The sequence below is a fragment of the Vulgatibacter sp. genome (assembly GCF_041687135.1).
GTDB lineage: Bacteria > Myxococcota > Myxococcia > Myxococcales > Vulgatibacteraceae > JAWLCN01.
In genome coordinates this window covers 456,747-475,450 of the sequence record NZ_JAWLCN010000002.1, presented here as the reverse complement: position 1 = coordinate 475,450, position 18,704 = coordinate 456,747, and the positions used below count along the sequence as shown (strand labels likewise).

Sequence of the window (18,704 nt, the reverse complement as noted above, 5' to 3'; positions counted from 1 at the left end):
GAGACGAGGCTGGGAAGGAGGGGGCCTGGTGGCCAGGGCGAGCGCCTTCGCGCTGGCGTACGTCCTCCTGACCCTCTTCGCCTTCGCCGGCCCCTATCGTCCGGGCGAGATCGTGCCACTCTGGGCCCCTGCAGGTGGCCTCGTGCTCGGCATACTGGTCCGGGCTCCCCGGCGGGTCTGGCCTGCGTTGCTCGGCACGCAGCTCGGCGCGCTCCTGGTCGGCCTACTCCTCGCCGGCCTGCTCGGCCTGCAGATGGGCCCGGTGCCGCTGGCGCCGACGCTGTGGGGGATCTCCTCGATCCTTCCGCCGCTCGTGGGCGCCGCGCTCCTCGTCCGCCACACCGGGCGTCCGAACCTCGAGAGCCTCCGCGACATCGCCTCCTGGGTGCTCCTCGGCGTCCTCGTCCCCGGGCTCGTCGGCGGGGGGCTCTGCCTCGTCGCCTGGGCGCTGTGGCCAGGGGAGGTGCCCATCTTCCGGCCCGCCGGGTGGCTCGGGGCGTACGCCCTCGGGCAGCTCTCCATGGCGCCGCTGCTGCTCACCGCACCGCTGCCCGGGGAGCGCTGGGTTCCGGCGAGGCGGAGGACGGAGGCGCTCGCCCTGCTGGTCGTCGCGGTCTGCCTCACCCTCGCCTCGTTCATGGTCCCGGCGCCGCCCGTGCAGCTCGTGCTGCTGGGCAGCATCATCTTTCCGCTGATCGGTTGGGCGGCCCTCCGCTTCGGCGCGCGGGGCGTCGCCTGGACGATCGTCGTCCTCTCCGCGGCCATCGTGTGGCGCACCTTCGAGGGTGAATCGATCGTGCTGCAGAGCCCCCCGTGGATCCGGATCACGTACCAGGCGGCCTACCTCTCCCTCGCCCAGATCTCCGGATTCATCCTGGCTGCGGTCGAGGCGGGGCGGCGACTCGCCTTCGCGCGCAAGGAGGAGGCCCTCGCCCAATTGCACACGCTGCTGCAGAACGCGCCCGTCGGGATCGCGCTGCACGATCGGGAGCTGCGCTTCCTCGAGGCCAACGACGCCCTCGCCGCGATCAACGGAATGCCCAGCGCGGAGATGATCGGCCGCAGGCCCGGGGAGCTGCTATCCACCCTGGGCGCGGAGATCGAACGGCACCTCGAGCAGGCCCTCCTCACCGGCCAGCCTGAAATCAACGTCGAAGTCGAAGGGAAGACCCCGGGCTCCGGCGAGCACCGCGTCTGGCTGGTCACCTACTTCCCCATCGCAGCGGAAGGCAGGCCGCCACTCGGCGTCTCGGCCATCGTCGCCGACATCACCGAGCGCCGGCGCCAGGAGGCGGCGCTGCGGCAGAGCGAGGAGCGTCTGCGGGTGCTGGCCGAATCGACCGCCGACATCATCTACACCACCAATGCGGAAGGGATCCCGGTGCTCGGAGAAGCGGCGTGGTGCCGGTTCACCGGGCAGAGCGCCGAGACGTTCCACAGCCTCCGCTGGATGGAGGCGGTGCATCCCGAGGACGTGGGGCCGTTGGCGCAGGTATGGAGCCGCGCGCTCCACGACGGGACACCGGCGCGTGCGCGGTACCGGCTGCGCCGGCACGATGGGGCCTGGCGGCAGATGGTCGCGATCGGCGTGCCGATCCGCGCGGCAGACGGAACCGTGCGCGAGTGGGTCGGCCAGATCGTGGACGAGACCGAGCGGATCGAGGCGGAGGAGGAGCGCGAACGGGCGCTGCACGAAGCGCAGGAGGCGATCCGCATCCGAGACGACTTCCTCACCATCGCCTCCCACGAGCTGAAGACGCCGCTCACGCCGCTGGCGATGCGCCTGCAGGCGCTGCAGCGGCGGGCTGCTGCAGGCCAGCGCATCGATCCCGAAGCCCTCGCCAGGGCGAGGCGCTCGCTGGAGAAGCTCACCGGCCTCATCCACGATCTCCTCGACGTCTCCCGGATCCGCGAGGCGCGCCTCGCCACCCGGCGCGAGCTCGTCGATCTACGGGCGCTGGTGGAGGATGCCGCCGGCGGGTACCGGGACCGCTCGACGCTCCACCACCTCACGCTCGACCTCGAGCCGTCGGCCTTCGTCGTCGCAGGCGAGCGCAACCGGCTGGCACAGGTCGTCGACATCCTGATCGACAACGCGTTCACCTTCAGCCCGGCAGGTGGGGCGATCACCGTCGCGCTGGAGCGGAAGGGGGAGGAGGCCCACCTCTCGGTGGCGGATCACGGGATCGGCATCCCGGCTGCCGACCTGCCGCGCCTCTTCGATCGCTTCTTCCACGCGAGCAACGTGACGCCGCGCTCCTACGGGGGCCTCGGGCTCGGCCTCTACATCAGCAAGGAGATCGTCGACCGGCACGGGGGCCGCATCTGGGCGGAGAGCGTCGAGGGAAGGGGCTCCACCTTCCACGTCGTCCTACCCCTCTCCCCCAAGGGGGCGTCATTCGCCAGGCCGGTGGGGAGACAGGGCACCGAGCGGGAGGACGTCGCGCAGGTGGCTGTGCACGAACGACACGATCCCTACCCTTTCTTCCAGGGGATGGAGGAGAGGGATGGCACGGTCGGGTCGTCCAGATCGGGGGCAGCGCAGGCGCCGGGCGCCGGCAGCCCCGGGCCGCACCGCACGCGCGACCGCCAGCACGCGGGCGATTCTCGGCGCGCCCCTGGAGGCGATGTGGCGTGAGGCGCTCCAGCGCCGCCTGCGGGGCAGGGTGGCGCAGGCGCTGCGGGTGCGGGTGACCGACAACGTCCACACCATGCTCTCCTTCTCCCGGCAGGACGGCGTGCTGGAGGTGCGATTGCACCACATGTTCCTGCTCGCCCCGGACCCGGTGGTGGAGGCGCTCGCCCGCTACATCCGTGGATCGGATCCGGACGCCTCCTCTGCGCTCGATCGCTTCATCCAGCGGCACCGCCGGCTCATCCGCCGGGTGCCCGCCCACGTGCGCAGGCAGCGGGTGCGGATCCGGCCGCGCGGGCGCCACCATGATCTCCACGAGATCCTCGCGGCGCTGAACGAGCGCCATTTCGAGGGGAAGATCGATTGCGCGATCACCTGGGGGCCGGCGCCCCGGGCGGCGCTGCCGCGCAAATCGATCAAGCTGGGATCGTACTCCGCCGACGCACGGCTGATCCGGATCCACCCGGCCCTCGACCAGGCGGCGGTGCCGCGCTTCTTCGTGGCCTGGATCGTCTTCCACGAAATGCTGCACCACCGCCACGGCGTGAGCCGCCGGGGCGGAAAGCGGTGCGTGCACACGCTGGAGTTCTGTGCGGACGAGCAGGGCTACCCGGATTACGAGAGCGCGAGGGCCTGGGAGCGGGACAACCTGGACCTGCTCCTCTCCTGGGCGCCGGGCGAAACCTGGTACCGCTGATCAGTCGGGGATGACGATGTCGGCGGGCGTCTCCGTCTCGCCGGTGCGCTCCGGTGCCCCGACCCCTGCCTCGCCCGGCAGCAGGACGGAGCTCGCGCTCTGCTGCTGCTGCGCGGGGCGCTGCCTCAGGAAGAGCCGCGCGAAGAGCTGGGTGGCGAAGGGGATGCCGGCGAGCGGTGCGCCGGAGACGAGGATGCGGGCGGTGGCCGAGGCGATCTTCGCCGCGTGGTTGCGCCCCGTCTCCTCGAAGAGCCTGCCGGTGTCCAGCAGGCGTGCCGCCCAGATGGTGCGGCGGCGGCCGTCGAAGAAGCCCTCGGCACAGCGCTCGATCGCGGCGCGCACGCCCTCCTGCCGCTGCACGTCGTCCAGGTAGAGGTTGGACGAGGAGGCGGCTTCCACCGCAGCGGCGCAGCTGCGGAGGGCCTCATCGCCAGGCGACCAGCGGGCGAGCTCGGGTTCGGAGAAGAGCTCGTGGCTCTCGGTGACCAGCTCGCCGAGCACGGCGGGATCGGGCAGGGGCTGCCCCTCGCCCTTCGGCGCCAGCGGCGGCGGCGCCGACGCGGGCGCCGGCCCCAGCACCTGCGCTGCCCAGGCGGGATAGTGGGCGGGGACGTTGCCGGTCTCCCGGGCCGCGACCCGGGCGCGGTCGAGGACCTGCCGCGCGTCGCCGCGGGAGACTTCGCGGATGGTGACGCCGCCGCGCCGGGGCAGCTCGTCGACCAGCTCGCGGAAGCGCTTGCGGGAGAGCTCGCCGAGGAGCAGGTCGACGATGCCCCGCTCGTCGGAGATCACCAGCTGGGCCAGCTCGATGCCGCGGCCAGGGAGGTTGCGGGTCCAGAAGACCGCGCGCTCGCCGTTGCCGTCGAGGCTGGAGAGGAAGACCGGCGGCTCCGCAACGGGCGCCTCCGCCGCGGGGCGGGGCTGCTCCACGGCCTTCGTGGGCAGCGCGATCTCCACGCCCTTCTGCTTGAGGTTGTGGGCGATGCGCTTGGCCTCGCGCTGCACTTCCTTCTCGCCCTCGGCGACCGCCGCTGCGAGCACGTCCTGCCTGCTGCGCGGAATCGACGCCCAGAGCAGGGCGCGGCCGAGGACCGGGGGCATGGCGAGGATCGCGTCGACCGCTGCCTGCTCCATCTCGTCGGCGAGGTAACGGGCCTCGTCCACCGCCTCGGGCGAGACGCAGAGACGCTCCGCCACCGCCCGCAGATCGAGGGCTGCGTCCTGGAGGATCTCCAATGCCTTGCGTGCGTCTACGTCCTTCTTGCTCATCGATCCCACGACGCTAGGCGGTGGATCCCGCCGGGTCAAGAAAGCATGCGATTTCCGGGCAGAAAAACGAGACGCGCCCGCAGCCGTTCGACTGCGGGCGCGTCCTCTCGCCGAAAGGCCGGCGGTCGGGATCAGAACTTGAAGTCCTGCCCCTGCGCCTTGAGCGCGGTGATCGCCGCCAGGTTCACGATGTCGCTGACGCTGGCGCCGAGCTGCAGCACGTTCACCGCCTTGTTCATCCCGAGGAGGATGGGGCCGACCAGCTCCGCGCCGGCCATGCGGGCGAGGAGCTTGTAGCCGATGTTGGCGGCGTCGAGGTTGGGGAAGACGAGGACGTTGGCCTCGCTCTCCAGGGTGGAGAAGGGGAAGAGCTCCTCGCGCAGCTCGGGCACGAGGGCGGTGTCCACCTGCATCTCGCCGTCGACCATGAGGTCGGGGCGCTTCTCCTTGAGCAGCCGGGTGGCCTCCGCCATCTTCCGCGGGCTCTCGCTCGGCGAGGAGCCGAAGTTGCCGTAGGAGAGCATCGCGATCCGCGGCTCCACGTCGAAGTAGCGGGCGAGCTCCGCGGTCCGCTCGGCGATGTCGGAGAGCTCCGCCGCGGTGGGGTCGGCGTTCACCGTGCAGTCGGCGAAGAATTTGAAACCGGTGTTGGTCACCACCACGTAGACGCCGGCGGCGGTGCGCTCCTCGGCGGTGCGGATGAGCTGCAGCGGCGCGCGGATCGCTTCCGGGTAGGCCATGGTGTGGCCGATGACCATGCCGTCGGCCTTGCCGTCGAGGAGCATCATCGAGCCGAAGGTGGAGCGGGTGCGCACCAGCTTCTTCGCCACCCGCTGGCTGATCCCCTTGCGCTCGCGCAGCTTCCAGAACGTGTCGACGTAGCGGTCGAAGTCGGGCGAGCGGTCGGGATCGACGACGGTGACGCCTTCGAGCTCCTCGAGCTTCTGGTCCCGGATCATCTGCCGGATCTCGTCCTCGGGCCCGAGCAGGACGGGCACGCAGATCCCGTCCTCGGCGAGGATCGAGCAGGCCTGCAGCACCTTGGTGGTGTTGCCCTCGGCGAAGACGAGGCGCACCGGCTGCTTCTTCGCCTTCTCGATCACCGCGCGCATCACGCCGTAGGAGCGCGATTGCATCCGGCGGAGGCGCTCGGTGTACTCCTCCAGGTCGAGCTCGATGCGGGCGACGCCGTCCTTCATCGCTGCCTCGGCTACGGCGGGCGCCACCCAGAGGAGCACGCGATCGTCGAAGGGCGTGGGGATGATGTAGCGGGGGCCGAAGGAGATCGGCTCGCCGCCGTAGGCGCGCAGCACCGTCTCGGGGACCTCCTGCCGCGCCAGCTCGGCGAGGGCGCGGGCGGCGGCCATCTTCATCCCCTCGGTGATCGCCTTCGCGCGCACGTCGAGGGCGCCGCGGAAGATGAAGGGGAAGCCGAGGACGTTGTTCACCTGGTTGGGATAGTCGCTGCGGCCGGTGGCCATGATCACGTCGTCGCGGGCCTCCACCGCCTCCGGGTAGCTGATCTCCGGATCGGGGTTGGCGAGGGCGAAGACGATCGGGTTCTTCGCCATCGAGCGGATCATGTCCTGGTCGACGAGGCCCTTCACCGAGAGGCCGAGGAAGACGTCGGCGCCCTTCATCGCGTCGGCGAGGGTGCGGCAGTCGGTGTGGACCGCGAACTGGCGCTTGTACTCGTTCATGCCCTCGGTGCGGCCCTCGAAGATCACACCCTTGGTGTCGACCATCATGAGGTTCTCGCGCCGCACGCCGAGGGAGAAATAGAACTTCGAGCAGGCGATCGCCGAGGCGCCGGCGCCGCTCACCACCACGCGCACGTCCTCGATCTTCCGGCCGGTGAGCTCGAGGGCGTTGAGGAGGGCGGCGCCGGAGATGATCGCGGTGCCGTGCTGGTCGTCGTGGAAGACGGGGATGTTCATCTCCGCCTTGAGGCGCTCCTCGAGCTCGAAGCACTCAGGCGACTTGATGTCTTCGAGGTTGATGCCGCCGAAGGTGGGCTCGAGCGCCTTGATCACCTGGAACATCTCGTCCACCGACTTCGAGGAGATCTCGAGATCGAAGACGTCGATGTCGGCGAACTTCTTGAAGAGGACGCCCTTGCCCTCCATCACCGGCTTGCCCGCGTGGGGACCGATGTCGCCGAGGCCGAGGACCGCGGTGCCGTTGGAGATCACCGCCACGAGGTTGCCGCGGGCGGTGTACTTGTAGGAGAGGTCCTCGTCCTTCGCGATGTCGAGGCAGGGCTCGGCGACGCCGGGCGAGTAGGCCAGGGAGAGATCGCGGGCGCTGCTCACCGCCTTGGTGGGGATCACCTCGATCTTTCCGGGCCTTCCGGAGGAGTGGTAGTCCAGCGCGTCCTGCCGCTTGATCCTGCCGCCGCTTCCCAGATTCGTGGCCATCTGCTTCGCCTCTCAGGATGTGCGTTCGCTTGGGGTACCGACGACTTCGTGTGTAGGCACCCCTTAAGTGTCGCGCACAATACACCTTCCCTCCCCGAGGTACAGGGCATTGCGCTGCCGCACCGCGGCATCAGCAGAGCTGCTGCAATGGGTGGGATCAGGCGCGCTCGGCGCGGAAGACGATCCAGGGGGCGAGGCGGATCCGCTCGAAGCGCTGCAGGCCGGCGCTCTCGCAGAGCGAGCGGAGCGTCGTCTCGTCGTAGCGGTGGACGCCGGCGCGGGCCTCGAGGCGGTCGAGGGGCTGCAGCCGCTCCGGGAGGAGGGTGGCGCAGACCAGGCGGCCACCGGGCACGAGGACCCTGGCGACCTGCCGCAGCACCGCGGCGGGATCGGGGTAGAGGTGGAGCGAGGCGACGTTGAGCACGGCGTCGAGGCTCGCATCGCCGAAGGGCAGGTCCGCTGCCTCGCCGCGGATCAGATCGACGGTGGTGCCCGCCTCGGTGAGATGGTGGGCCGCTTCGTGGAGCATCGGCGCGGAGCGGTCGAGGCCGAGGACGCGGAGCTCGCCCGTGTCGTGGGCCATCCGGCAGGCGTGGATCCCGGAGCCGCAGGAGAGATCGAGGATCGCCTCGCCGGCCTGCGGGGCGAGCAGGGCGCGGAGCAGGAGCTGCTCGCTCTCGGCGTCGAGCCCGGCGAAGAAGGGGCGAACGCTGCGCTCGTAGGCACGGGCGACGACGGTCGACTCCATCAGCCATTGGGCGAGGGAGCGCCTCGGCCTGGTCTCGCCCCCGGCGAGGTCGAGGATCCCCTCGGCGATCGGGTAGACCGCAGCGCAGCTGGCGCAACGTGCCGGGCCGAAGTGGATCGCCTCGCCGTCGCTTTCGGCGAGGAGCGGGCCGCGGCGGCAGCGGGGACAGCGGAGCAGGGGCAGGGAGGAGCGACGCACGGCGGAGGAATCTACCGCAGCGGCCGCTCCTGCCGTCGGGAAAGTACCTGGCGCCTCCGCAGGGACGTCAGGACGGCCGCGCCCAGAGCGAGCGCAGATCGGGGGGGAGCATGTTGCCGAAGTCCTCGGCTTCGCCCTCGGAGACCTGCGCGCGCACCGTGGTGAGGACCGCCCGGACGATCGGCTCCACCTCGTCCACATTCTTCTTCAGGTCGTCGGCGACCATCTGGAAGAAGTCGTCCCTGCCGAATTTCGTCCGCGGCTTGCCCTCGTGGAAGGCGCAGCGGGTGACGAGCTCCCGCAGCTTCGAGGGGAGCTGCGCCTCGAGGTCCGCCGCCTCCTCGCCCATCACGCGCTGCTCGAGTCCGCAGAGCACGGAGACCGCCGCGCACTCCGCCAACTCCTCGTCGAGGTTGCCGATGGCGCAGAGCTCCTTGATGAAGGCCTTGTAGGTCGAGCCGGCGCGCGACTCGTGGCGCTGCTGCCGGATCTCCGGTGTGGCCCGCGAGGGCCGTCCCTGCTGCTGGTTTTCGTTGGCCATGGTGATCACCTCCTCCTCGAAGGTGATCACCTGCAGCCACCTTGCAGCACGCGCCCGGTCGCCCACGGGGGCACCTTCCGACGCAGCCGCACCTTGCAGGGCGCCCAAGGCCCGGCCTCTCGGTGGACGGCGGGCCCGGCGCCGCTGCGGCGACGTGCAGGCCCGCGCAGCGCCTCACTGCTCGTCCATAGATAGGACGTAGAACGTCCTGGTGGTAGCAACGAGTGGGCCGACCATGGTCGGGGTGCCGGCAGTGGTGACTTCGACGAAGTACTGGCCGGATATCAGGGGCGTCCAGATGATACGCGAGCAGCGATTGGTAACACTGATGTTATCGTTTTCGGCGACGAATGCGCCGGCGGAATCGTAAAGGCGCAAATGTGTGTCGTTGCGCTCCGGCTCGGCGCAGGCGCCCGTAAATCTGTCTCGTGTCCAGATGTCGTACGTCTGCCCAGCGGTTGCGTTGAAGGTCCAATAGTCTGCGTCGACAGCGGGGGGCTGCTCGAGTGTCCCCATGCCGAGTTCGCCCACCGCCAGCAGGTCGGCTGTCGCAAGCGAATCGTTCGGCTCGGTCTCACTCTGCCCTTCAAAGCTGCAACTAGAAGAGCAGCCGTCACCATCTACGTTGTTCCCATCGTCGCATGACTCGAGGTAAGCGATTACCCCGTCGCCGCATGCAACAGGTTGGATCGCAAGCATGAACCAGCCCCACACATCGTCGCTGGTCGAATTGCCGTCTACGACAGGATAGATGATCTGGCCGGCCGCGAGGTTGACGTCGAGGAAGATGACTGGACCAAACTGCCCGGTGGGCGGCGGCGCCGGAGAGACGCTGGAGCATGCAAGTTCAGACGCTGCCTGGGTGCAAGCGCCGTCCCAGAGGTAGAGCGACGCGTCGAAGCTGGGGAGAAGCATCAAGCGATACAGGCCGGAAGCCGGCGCCTCGAAGCGCGCGACTCCATCCCTCGCTGCGGTTGTATTGCAGCTGCCGCTGTAGTCGGGCCAGAAGCGTTGGGTCGTCGATCGCCAGAACCACGTGCCCGGCTCCTCCTCGCCGATGACATTCAGATTGACGGCGTCTGCGCAGGTGTCGCCTTCCCAGCGGCAGAGCGGACTGCATCCGTCGCCGGCGACCGTGTTTCCGTCTTCGCACTGCTCCCAGCCTTCGATGATGCCGTCGTTGCAGGTGACCTGCACTGCCGTGGCATGGAACGGTCCGCTATTCGCGACGCCTTCAGGGAGCCCGGCTATACCGCTCGCCACGAAGTACACCGTCTCGCCCGCGGCGATCTCGACCTCGATGCCCTCGGCAACGCCTGGCCCCTCTTCGTTCATGCAGCGCAGCGGCACCTGGCCGTCGCAGGCGTCCTGCCAGCCACGGAGCACGATGTCGTACGCCGCCTCGACAGCAACGTAGTAGCGGCCGTCGGTTGGGGCGGTAAAGGAGAGGACCGCATCCGGCACGCCGGTGGTGTCTGCGCAGGTTGCCGGATAATCGGCAAACCGCCCCGCTGTCGTCCCGTCGAGGGACCAGCCGCCGATGGTGGCATCGGGGGCCAGCGCGAGCGCCTCGGCGCAAACGTCGCCCTCGATCGCACAGACGCTGCTGCAGCCGTCGCCGTCCAACGTGTTGCCGTCGTCGCACCGCTCCGCGCCTTCGATCAGCGTGTCGCCACAGATGGCGTCGCGGCAGGCGCTCGTGTCGAACTCGCAGTCGCTTCCGCAGACGAGCGCCCCGCCGTCGAAGCCGAATTCCGTGCAGCTGGCGGTAAAGGATCCATCGCATCCCTCACCTTGCTGTACCACACCGTTTCCGCATACCGGGCACTCGTATCGGTGCGAGCAATCCGAGTCCTCGCAATCAACGAGACCGTCCCGGTCCTCGTCCGTACCGGAACCACAACTTTCCGGGTCGCCGCAACCGGTGGTATCGAGGGTGCAATCGTCGTTGCACGTCACGCGGCCGAGCGTGTGTCCGAAGTCCGCGCAGTAGGCGGGCACGTTTGTGCCGTCGCATTCTTCGCTGTCCTGGTTGATTCTGCCGTCGCCGCAGCGGGGGCAGGCTGCGTCATTAAAGCAATCGTCGTCTTCGCAGTCGACGAGGCTGTCGCCGTCTTCGTCCACGCCGGAGTCGCACCGCTCGGTGCGAGTACACGCTGCAGTCGAGAACGAGCAGTCGGTTGCACAGGCGAGCTCGCCGCCATCGAAGCCGAGCGAGCTGCAGGTGACGCCGGCGAAGTCATCGCCGTCGCAATCCTCCCCCGCATCGAGTTGCCCATTGCCACAGGGCTCGATCATCCCGCCGGCTCCACCAGCACCGCCTGCTCCGCCCGAGCCACCACCGCCCATCCCTCCTCCGCCCGAACCACCAGCAGGATGCCCGGCGGTGCCACCACTCCCACCGGAACCCGCCAAGCCGTCGATGGGCTCACGCGGGCTGCTGCAGCCGACACCAAGGACGACTGCCAGGGCGATCAAAAGGCCGGGATGGCGAGGCATCTTCAGCTCCCTTCGGCGAATGACGAGCCAGGCGTAGACCCAGCTCAAGCCGGGCCTACGCCTGGCAGACGCTACAGCACGTCAACCGTGAGATAGTAGGTACCCGTAGTGTAGGTCGTCGTATGGTTGGGAGATGCAGTGACCGCGACGTAGTAGGTACCATCCGAGGCAGCAATGAAATCAGCTGCAGCGCAGTAGCCGTTACCGTCATCGACCGAAAAGAGCTCGTAGCCTTGCGGATCGAAGACCGTGATGTAGGTATCACCAGCGGGGTAGCTCTGGCACCACTCTCGAGGCGATTGCGTCGACGTCATCACGTCGTAGTGCTTACCCGCCTCACCCTCGAAGCTCCAGTAGTCGACGTCGGCATTGCCTGCAATTCCCTGCCCGAACCACGACGGCATGAGAGCGTTGGGAATGAGGATGGTGTCGTTGGGTTCCGACTCGTTCGTCAGGACCGCGAGCTGGCCCATGTCGGCCCGAACCCATCGCAGATCCCCGAGCGGATCGATCCAGGCGATCTGGTCTTCGTAGACTGCAAACTCCGGATTCGTCGAGGAGATCGTACCAACGTCAAACGCGCGGTTGTACGAGCTGAGGCTGTTGAACGCGATGAGCTTGTCGCCGCCAGCGCATCCAGACGCCCGCACCACCACGAAGTCGGATGCAGGGAACCCAGTGTGGCCGGCGTTGCTGAGGCCCACTTTCATGTCATGGTAGCCAGCGCAACCCTGAGAAGGGGCGTCGAAGGGCAGCGAGATCGGATTCCAGAGGAATCCGGCGTCACGAGAGCTCGGCTCGCCAGCTGTCTCTGTGAAGACGAGGTCATATACGACGTCGGTCGGAGTTGCAGCCTCGGCCAGAGTTGCCGACGTAGTGGCTGCCGTCGCGACCTCCCAAGCCTTCAGATACCAAACGCCATTCGTGCTGTCCTTCTCCTGGTAGAAGACGTAGTTGTCGCCAACGACAGGATGAGCATCGCGCGAGCTCCCGGCGACCACGGAGCTCTGCAGTGCAGTGCCCGAGGACGCGAACGAAAGGTGGCGGATTTCACCGGTGCCAGGCGGCGCCAGCACTGCTGCGTCTCCAGAAGCCTCAACCAGCCCCTGCGGTGCTCCGTTGCCTTGTAGCGCCCAAGTCGCCTGAGTCACAGCCTGAGAGAAGTCGTACGCCTGCACACCGTCGAGCGGGTAACCCGGAATGGAGTCATTATCGTCCTCGCAGAACAGGACTTGCCCGCCCCAGACGCAACGTGCTGCCGCGCGATCGAGGGTGATTGGGAACGGCCGAAAGGTCGCGGACGCCGGGTCCCAGAGCAGGTTCTCGTTTGTTGCCGAGTCGACGAACGCAAGTCCTGGCTTGTTTTCCATCATCCCAAGCGCCGGGTTCGTCGCCGGTCCGAGGTTCGCGGAGTCGCTAACCGGAAGCGGACGAGCGCTCCCCACCGACTGAATGTGCGACTGCCGGAGCCACCAAACAACCGACGACCGCAGCTAAATGGATGCTTGAGCGCACGGATCCCCTACGAACTTCGAGGCTGTGTTGGCCTCTGAGTCTTTGTGAAGCAACCATTCCCTTGTAGAGTTGGCGTAAGACACGGCGCAACGCCCCAAGCGGGTGCCGCGCCGCCCGTCGCCAAACCGGTTCTAGGAATTGCCTGTGCTTCGGTAGGAGCTAACGCGGCCGTGAGTGCGGCGTGCGTCGTCGTTGTCCAAGTCCTCGCGACTACGCTTCGCACTCGCGCGGTGGCGAGGGGCTGCTCGAGTTGCGGTAAGACCAACCACGGTGGTGCCCGTTGCTCGCGGCGGCGTGTCGCGTCAGCGCCTGCGTCTGCGCGGCCGCGGAGTGAGATTCCCCGCGGCCGCGCAATAGGCGAGCGTGCCAGATCAGCGTTGTCATCGACTGCCCCGGGGTTCGCGGCGCTGGGTCAAGCCCCGATTTGTGTCTAGTTCGTAGCAGCCCGAGGGAAGCGCCATCGACAGGGGCGTACCGCTGCCGGCGCTTTCCTTCCGACGCGCAATCAGGCCCTGCGCTTCTGCCGCCGGGCGTGCTTCTCCAGCACCTGCGCCAGGTAGCGGCCGGTGTGGCTCTCGGGGCAGGCCGCCACCTGCTCCGGCGTGCCCTCGACCACCAGCGTGCCGCCCCCCTCGCCACCTTCGGGACCGATGTCGATCACGTGGTCGGCGCATTTGATCACGTCGAGGGAGTGCTCGATCACCACCACGGTATTCCCGGCGTCGGTGAGCCGGTGGAGCACCTGCAGCAGCTTCTCGATGTCGGCGAAGTGGAGGCCGGTGGTGGGCTCGTCGAGGATGTAGATGGTCTGGCCGGTGCCGACCTTCGCCAGCTCCCGGGCGAGCTTGATCCGCTGCGCCTCGCCGCCGGAGAGGGTGGGGGAGGGCTGCCCGAGCTTCACGTAGCCGAGGCCCACGTCGGCCAGGGTGGTGAGCCCCCGGACGATCTCCTTGTGGAGCGAGAAGTGCTCGAGCGCCTCGCGCACGCTCATCTCCAGCATTTCGGCGATGTTCTTCCCCTTGAAGCGCACGCGCAGGGTGGCGTCGTTGAAGCGCTTGCCGTTGCACGTCTCGCACGTCACGTAGACGTCCGGCAGGAAGTGCATCTCGACGAGCTTCACGCCGTCGCCCTCGCAGGACTCGCAGCGACCGCCCTTCACGTTGAAGGAGAAGCGGCCCGGCGTGTAGCCGAAGGCGCGGGCCTCCGGCGTCTCGGCGAAGACGTTGCGGATCGAGTCGAAGATCTTGGTGTAGGTCGCCGGATTGGACCGCGGGGTGCGGCCGATCGGCTTCTGGTCGATGTCGATCACCTTGTCGACGTACTCGAGGCCGGTGATCGCCTTGTGCCTGCCCGGGTGCGTGCGCCCGTCGTGGAGGGAGCGGGCCAGCGCCGGGTAGAGGATCTTGTTGACCAGCGTGGACTTGCCGGCGCCGGAGACACCGGTGACGGCGACCAGCTGGCCCAGGGGGAAGGCGACGTCAATTCCCTTCAAGTTGTGCTCGGCGGCGCCCAGCACCTGGATGAACTTGCCGTTGCCGGGCCGGCGCTGCGCCGGGATCTCGATCTCGCGGCGGCCGGAGAGGAAGGCGCCGGTGATCGACTGCTCGTCCCGCATCAGCTGCTGCGGCGTGCCCTGCGCCACCACCTGGCCGCCGAGCTCGCCCGCGCCTGGACCGAAGTCGACGATCCAGTCCGCCTCCTCCATCGTCTCCTCGTCGTGCTCCACCACGATCACCGAGTTGCCGATGTCGCGGAGGCGCTTCAGGGTGGCGAGGAGCTTGCCGTTGTCGCGCTGGTGGAGGCCGATCGACGGCTCGTCGAGGATGTAGATCACGCCGGTGAGCTCGGAGCCCATCTGCGAGGCGAGCCGGATGCGCTGGCTCTCGCCACCCGAGAGCGATCCCGCCGGCCGGTCGAGGGTCAGATACGAGAGACCCACGTCGAGGAGGAAGCCCAGCCGCGCGAGGATCTCCTTGCGCAGCTCCTTGGCGATCTGCTCCTCGGCGCCGACCAGCTCCACGTCCTTCACCCAGCCGTGGGCCTCGCCGATGGTGCGGCGGGCGAGCTCGTGGATGGCGAGGCCGTGGATCTTCACCGCCCGGCTCTCGGGCTTGAGGCGGGCGCCGCCGCAATCCGAGCACGCCTTGTCGCTGAAGAAGCGCATGTAGTAGCGCTTCATCTGCTCCGAGGCGGTGTTCTTGAACCGGCGCATCAGCTGGTTGACCACGCCCTCCCAGTCGATCTTGTACCGGCCCGAGCCCGCTGCGTCCTTCCAGGTGACGGTGAACTCCTTGCCGCCGGTGCCGTAGAGGACGAGGTCGCGCTGCTTCTTCGGGAGTTTCTCCCAGGGCTTGTCGAGATCGATGTCGAAGGCCTTGCCGAGCTGCTCGACCAGATCGGCGGTCCAGCCCTCGCCGCGGGTGACGCCGCTGGCCCAGGGGGCCACCGCGCCGCCGTGGATCGAGAGGCTCTGGTCCGGGACGATGAGCTCCGGATCCATCTCGGGCCTGGAGCCGAGGCCGTTGCAGGCCTGGCAGAAGCCCAGCGGCGAGTTGAAGGAGAAGGACTGCGGCGAGAGCTCACCAAAGGAGAGGCCACAGTGGTGGCAGGCGTTGTGCTCGCTGAAGAAGCGGTCGTTCGCCTTCTCCGCAGCGCCGTCGGCGAGGATCATCAGACCCTTGCCCTCGCGCAGCGCCGTCTCCACCGAGTCGGTGAGGCGGGTGCGGATCTCGGGCTTGACCACCAGGCGGTCGACGACGAGCTCGAGGTCGTGCTTGCTCTTCTTGTCGAGCACCACCTTCTCGGCGGTGATGTCCACGACGCGGCCGTCGACGCGCATGCGGGTGAAGCCCCGCTTCTTCGCGTCCTCGATCACCTCGCGGTACTCGCCCTTGCGGTTCTGCACCAGCGGGGCGAGGACCTGCACCTTGGAGCCAGCGGGCATCTCGAGGATGGTCTCGACCATCTGCTGCGCCGACTGCCTGCCCACCGGTCGCTCGCAGGTGGGGCAGTGCTGCACGCCGATCGAGGCGAAGAGCACGCGGAGGTAGTCCTGCACCTCGGTGATCGTGCCCACCGTCGAGCGCGGGTTGGACGAGGCCGCCTTCTGCTCGATCGAGATGGTGGGGGAGAGGCCGCGGATCGTGTCGTACTTCGGCTTCTCCATCTGCCCGAGGAACTGCCGGGCGTAGGAGGAGAGGCTCTCCACGTAGCGGCGCTGGCCTTCGGCGTAGAGCGTGTCGAAGGCGAGCGAGGATTTGCCCGAGCCCGAGACGCCGGTGAAGACCACCAGCTTCTTCTTGGGGATCTCGAGGGTGACGTCCTTGAGGTTGTGCTCGCGGGCGCCGCGGATGAGGATCGAATCGGGCTCCATGTACGTGACCATCCGTTCAGGCTGAGCGTCGGGGTATAGCGGGGTGGGCGCGTCCTGTCGAGCCCCCCTCTCCGGGGCGGGGACCTCGACCTCGCGCGCCGACACCTGCTGCGTGCTGCTCTCCCGCCGCCCGTGGCCCGGCTTCCGATGCATCGACACCTCCGTCGTCTCCCCGCAACAGCGGAAGGCCGAGGAAGTTGCCCGGGTTGCGCCGGTCGGCCCGCCGGCAGGCAGCCCGGCGCCCGGCCTGATGTCAGACCCCCGTGGCAAGCTCTTTCCGGTTCGAGCAAGGGGAGGGCACGATGGAAGCCGGTGCGCACGTTGAGGTTCCCATGGGGATGACGCGGAAAGAGGCGGTAGCGCGGATCGAGGCGCTACCCGAGCGGTTCTACGGCGAGTTCGTCGGCGGCGAGCTGGTGGTCAGCCCCCGGCCTGCCTCGCCGCACGGCCACGCCGCCACGGCTCTCACCGGGGAGCTCTTCGGGCCCTTCCAGCGCAGTCGCGGGGGGCCAGGGGGCTGGTGGTTCCACATCGAGCCCGAGCTCCACCTCGGCGACGACATCCTGATCCCCGACCTGGCGGGATGGCGGACGAGCCGGATGCCGGTCGTGCCGGACACGCCGGCGTTCACCCTGGCTCCGGACTGGGTCTGCGAAGTCCTCTCGCCCTCGACGACTCGGGTCGACCGCGCCGCCAAGCTGCCCGCGTATGCCGCCGCCGAGGTGGAGTGGGTCTGGCTCGTCGATCCGCTGGCGCGCATGCTCGAGGTCTACCGGCGCGCGGGCAGCCATTGGCAGGTCGCGCACGTCCTTGCCGGGAACGATGCGGTGCACGCACCGCCCTTCGACGCCGCTCCTCTCGAACTCGCTGCCCTCTGGCTGCCGACGCCCCCTCCGCCGCAGCCCTGACCCGCACGCGAAGGGGGAGACAGGTGCGGTTGGGAACGTGTAGGTTCCGCCGCCGGTTGGGCAGGCCGCATCCCGCGCGGTCGTCATGCAGCCCATCGCACGCAGGTAGAGGTCCGCCATGTCCGAGAACAACGTCGCCCAGGAAGTCCTCGAGGCCTTCGAGCAGTCGCGCGAGGTCCGCCCCCGCGCCATCACCGGCAACGAGTCGCCGATCGAGCTGCTCGCCAGCGCCTTCCCCGCCTACGTCGGCCGCCAGGTCCGCGAGGGCGCCAGGCTGATGCAGAAGAGCGTCGACAGCGGCAACTTCGTCTTCTGCACCATGTCCGGCGCGATGACGCCGGCGGGGCTCCACCGCTCCTGCATCGTTCCGATGATCGAGCGCGGCATGATCGACGTGCTCACCACCACGGGCGCGAACCTCTACCACGACGCCCACCGCGTCCTCGGCTTCCGGCTCAAGGAGATCGCCCCCGACGCAGGCGACACCATGCTCCGCGAGGCGCGGATCATCCGCATCTACGACATCGCCTTCCCCGAGGACGTGCTGCTCCGCACCGACCGGCTCTTCGCCTGGCTGATGGCGATGCCCGAGTTCCAGCGGACGATGACCACCGCGGAGTTCCACCACCTCCTCGGCAAGCACCTCTACGAGCTCGAGTCGAAGGTCGGCGTCGACCAGCACTCGCTGCTGGCCACCGCCTACAAATTCGGCGTGCCCATCTTCGTCGGCGCGCCGCAGGACGGCTCGATCTTCCTCAACGCCGTGCGCCTCAAGGCGGCCCTCGGCGAGAAGTTCAAATTCGCCCTCGACATCAACGCCGACGTCTACGCCATGGCGGCGCTGCAGTGGCTGGCGCAGAACGAGGGCGACACCGCGGTCTGGATCCTCGGGGGCGGCGTGCCCAAGAACTACACGCTCCAGGGCGAGCCCACCCTCGGCCAGATCCTCGAGCTCGACGCCCGCGGCTTCGACATCGACGTGCAGTTCTGCGTCGAGGTGGTGGACAACGGCGCGCTCTCCTCCTGCCCCGCTGGCGAGGGCCACACCTGGGGCAAGGTCTCGGCGGAGTGCGTGGAGTTCAACTCCGCCTACGTCCGCACCGACGTCACGTCGGTGCTGCCGTGGGTGACCCACGCGCTCTTCCACGGCGACAAGCGCCGCGCGCACAAGCGGATGTACGACCGGCTTCCCGAGGCGCTGCAGCGACTCGACGCCGACGTGGCCGCCCGCCGCGACCAGCTCCTCGAGGGGGTCTACGAGACGCCCGAAGAGTTCCAGCGCTGAAACATCCGTGGGGCCCGCGCGCCTGTGGGCGGGCCCCGAACGCTCGGAGGGGACGATGAACGAGAAGCTCCAGCGCCTCTTCGAGGACTACGCCGACAGCCACCGGCACCCGACCAACCGGTTGACCCACAAGATCGCGATCCCGCTGATCGTCTTCCACATCGTCGCGATGCTCGACTGGATCGCGCTGGTGGAGGTGGCAGGCGTCACCATCACCGCCGCCTGGGTCGGCTACGTGCTCGCCATCGCCTGGTACCTGCGCCTGCACGTGCGCCTGGCGCTGATCATGGCGGTGCTCTTCGCGCTCTGCTTCCCCCTGGGCCGGATCACCCCGTGGCCGGTGGTGGTGGGGATCGCGGTGGTGGGCTGGCTCGTCCAGCTCGCAGGCCACGTGGTCTGGGAGAAGAAGCAGCCTGCCTTCCTCACCAACCTGCTCCAGGCCCTGGTGGGCCCGCTCTTCTTCGTGGCGGTGCTCACCGGCGACTGGCCGCCCGAGCGAGCCGCCGCTCCCAACGCCGATTGACGACGGAGCCGGTCCCCGCAGGGCCGGCTCCGCTGCTTTCGGCAGGCCGCTGCACGAAGGCCACCGGCTGCGCAGCGTAAGTGACATGCGTTCTCT

Annotated in this window: 11 protein-coding genes and 2 pseudogenes; 5 read left to right on the top strand and 8 right to left on the bottom strand. The window is 68.6% G+C overall.

Annotation, left to right across the window (positions count from 1 at the left end):
• Positions 1 to 28: 28 nt before the first annotated feature.
• Entirely contained in the window at positions 29 to 2,638 is a 2,610-nt protein-coding gene (locus ACESMR_RS05865; RefSeq protein ID WP_373045890.1) for a PAS domain S-box protein, read from the top strand.
• The gene (locus tag ACESMR_RS05860; protein WP_373045888.1) at positions 2,628 to 3,332 is read left to right on the top strand and encodes a hypothetical protein; all 705 of its coding nucleotides are present in this window, start codon (positions 2,628 to 2,630) and stop codon (positions 3,330 to 3,332) included. The genes ACESMR_RS05865 and ACESMR_RS05860 overlap by 11 nt, the downstream gene beginning before the upstream one ends.
• Here ACESMR_RS05860 and ACESMR_RS05855 read toward each other — a convergent pair whose 3' ends face one another.
• From ACESMR_RS05855 to uvrA, 8 genes and pseudogenes are all read right to left on the bottom strand, one after another.
• Positions 3,333 to 4,601 carry a hypothetical protein gene (locus tag ACESMR_RS05855; RefSeq protein ID WP_373045886.1) on the bottom strand — a complete coding sequence of 423 codons (1,269 nt, stop codon included), beginning with the start codon at positions 4,599 to 4,601 and terminating at the stop codon, positions 3,333 to 3,335.
• A gap of 131 nt (positions 4,602 to 4,732) precedes the next feature.
• A pseudogene (locus ACESMR_RS05850) lies at positions 4,733 to 5,704 on the bottom strand (phosphate acyltransferase); the annotation flags it as partial.
• 30 nt (positions 5,705 to 5,734) lie between these two features.
• Positions 5,735 to 7,018: pseudogene (locus ACESMR_RS05845) on the bottom strand (malic enzyme-like NAD(P)-binding protein); the annotation flags it as partial.
• A gap of 157 nt (positions 7,019 to 7,175) precedes the next feature.
• Positions 7,176 to 7,964: a methyltransferase domain-containing protein gene (locus ACESMR_RS05840; protein WP_373045883.1), complete on the bottom strand. Its 789-nt coding sequence runs from the start codon at positions 7,962 to 7,964 to the stop codon at positions 7,176 to 7,178.
• Between the two features lie 67 nt (positions 7,965 to 8,031).
• On the bottom strand, positions 8,032 to 8,535 hold the full coding sequence (locus ACESMR_RS05835) for a DUF2267 domain-containing protein (RefSeq protein ID WP_373045881.1): 504 nt from the start codon (positions 8,533 to 8,535) through the stop codon (positions 8,032 to 8,034).
• A 144-nt stretch (positions 8,536 to 8,679) separates the two neighbouring features.
• Entirely contained in the window at positions 8,680 to 10,803 is a 2,124-nt protein-coding gene (locus ACESMR_RS05830) for a DUF4215 domain-containing protein (RefSeq protein ID WP_373045879.1), read from the bottom strand.
• A 272-nt stretch (positions 10,804 to 11,075) separates the two neighbouring features.
• Positions 11,076 to 12,374, bottom strand: coding sequence for a PPC domain-containing protein (locus ACESMR_RS05825; RefSeq protein ID WP_373045878.1), 1,299 nt, complete (start codon positions 12,372 to 12,374; stop codon positions 11,076 to 11,078).
• Between the two features lie 650 nt (positions 12,375 to 13,024).
• On the bottom strand, positions 13,025 to 15,892 hold the full coding sequence (uvrA, locus tag ACESMR_RS05820; RefSeq protein ID WP_373045876.1) for an excinuclease ABC subunit UvrA: 2,868 nt from the start codon (positions 15,890 to 15,892) through the stop codon (positions 13,025 to 13,027).
• 338 nt (positions 15,893 to 16,230) lie between these two features.
• Between uvrA and ACESMR_RS05815 the strand changes: the two genes are divergently transcribed.
• The 3 genes from ACESMR_RS05815 to ACESMR_RS05805 all read left to right on the top strand — a co-directional run bounded on the left by ACESMR_RS05815 (position 16,231) and on the right by ACESMR_RS05805 (position 18,608).
• A complete protein-coding gene (locus ACESMR_RS05815) occupies positions 16,231 to 16,800 on the top strand; it encodes a Uma2 family endonuclease (protein WP_373045874.1) in 570 nt (189 codons plus the stop codon).
• Positions 16,801 to 16,918: 118 nt separating this feature from the next.
• Positions 16,919 to 18,085 carry a deoxyhypusine synthase family protein gene (locus tag ACESMR_RS05810; RefSeq protein ID WP_373045873.1) on the top strand — a complete coding sequence of 389 codons (1,167 nt, stop codon included), beginning with the start codon at positions 16,919 to 16,921 and terminating at the stop codon, positions 18,083 to 18,085.
• Positions 18,086 to 18,140: 55 nt separating this feature from the next.
• On the top strand, positions 18,141 to 18,608 hold the full coding sequence (locus ACESMR_RS05805; protein ID WP_373045871.1) for a DUF962 domain-containing protein: 468 nt from the start codon (positions 18,141 to 18,143) through the stop codon (positions 18,606 to 18,608).
• Positions 18,609 to 18,704 lie beyond the last annotated feature (96 nt).

Coding starts and splice junctions, on each gene's coding strand:
- ACESMR_RS05860 (WP_373045888.1), top strand. CDS start 2,628: ATGTGGCGTGAGGCGCTCCAGCGCCGCCTGCGGGGCAGGGTGGCGCAG.
- ACESMR_RS05855 (WP_373045886.1), bottom strand. CDS start 4,601: ATGAGCAAGAAGGACGTAGACGCACGCAAGGCATTGGAGATCCTCCAG.
- ACESMR_RS05830 (WP_373045879.1), bottom strand. CDS start 10,803: ATGATCGAGCCCTGTGGCAATGGGCAACTCGATGCGGGGGAGGATTGC.
- ACESMR_RS05825 (WP_373045878.1), bottom strand. CDS start 12,374: ATGGAAAACAAGCCAGGACTTGCGTTCGTCGACTCGGCAACAAACGAG.
- uvrA (WP_373045876.1), bottom strand. CDS start 15,892: ATGGAGCCCGATTCGATCCTCATCCGCGGCGCCCGCGAGCACAACCTC.
- ACESMR_RS05815 (WP_373045874.1), top strand. CDS start 16,231: ATGACGCGGAAAGAGGCGGTAGCGCGGATCGAGGCGCTACCCGAGCGG.
- ACESMR_RS05810 (WP_373045873.1), top strand. CDS start 16,919: ATGTCCGAGAACAACGTCGCCCAGGAAGTCCTCGAGGCCTTCGAGCAG.
- ACESMR_RS05805 (WP_373045871.1), top strand. CDS start 18,141: ATGAACGAGAAGCTCCAGCGCCTCTTCGAGGACTACGCCGACAGCCAC.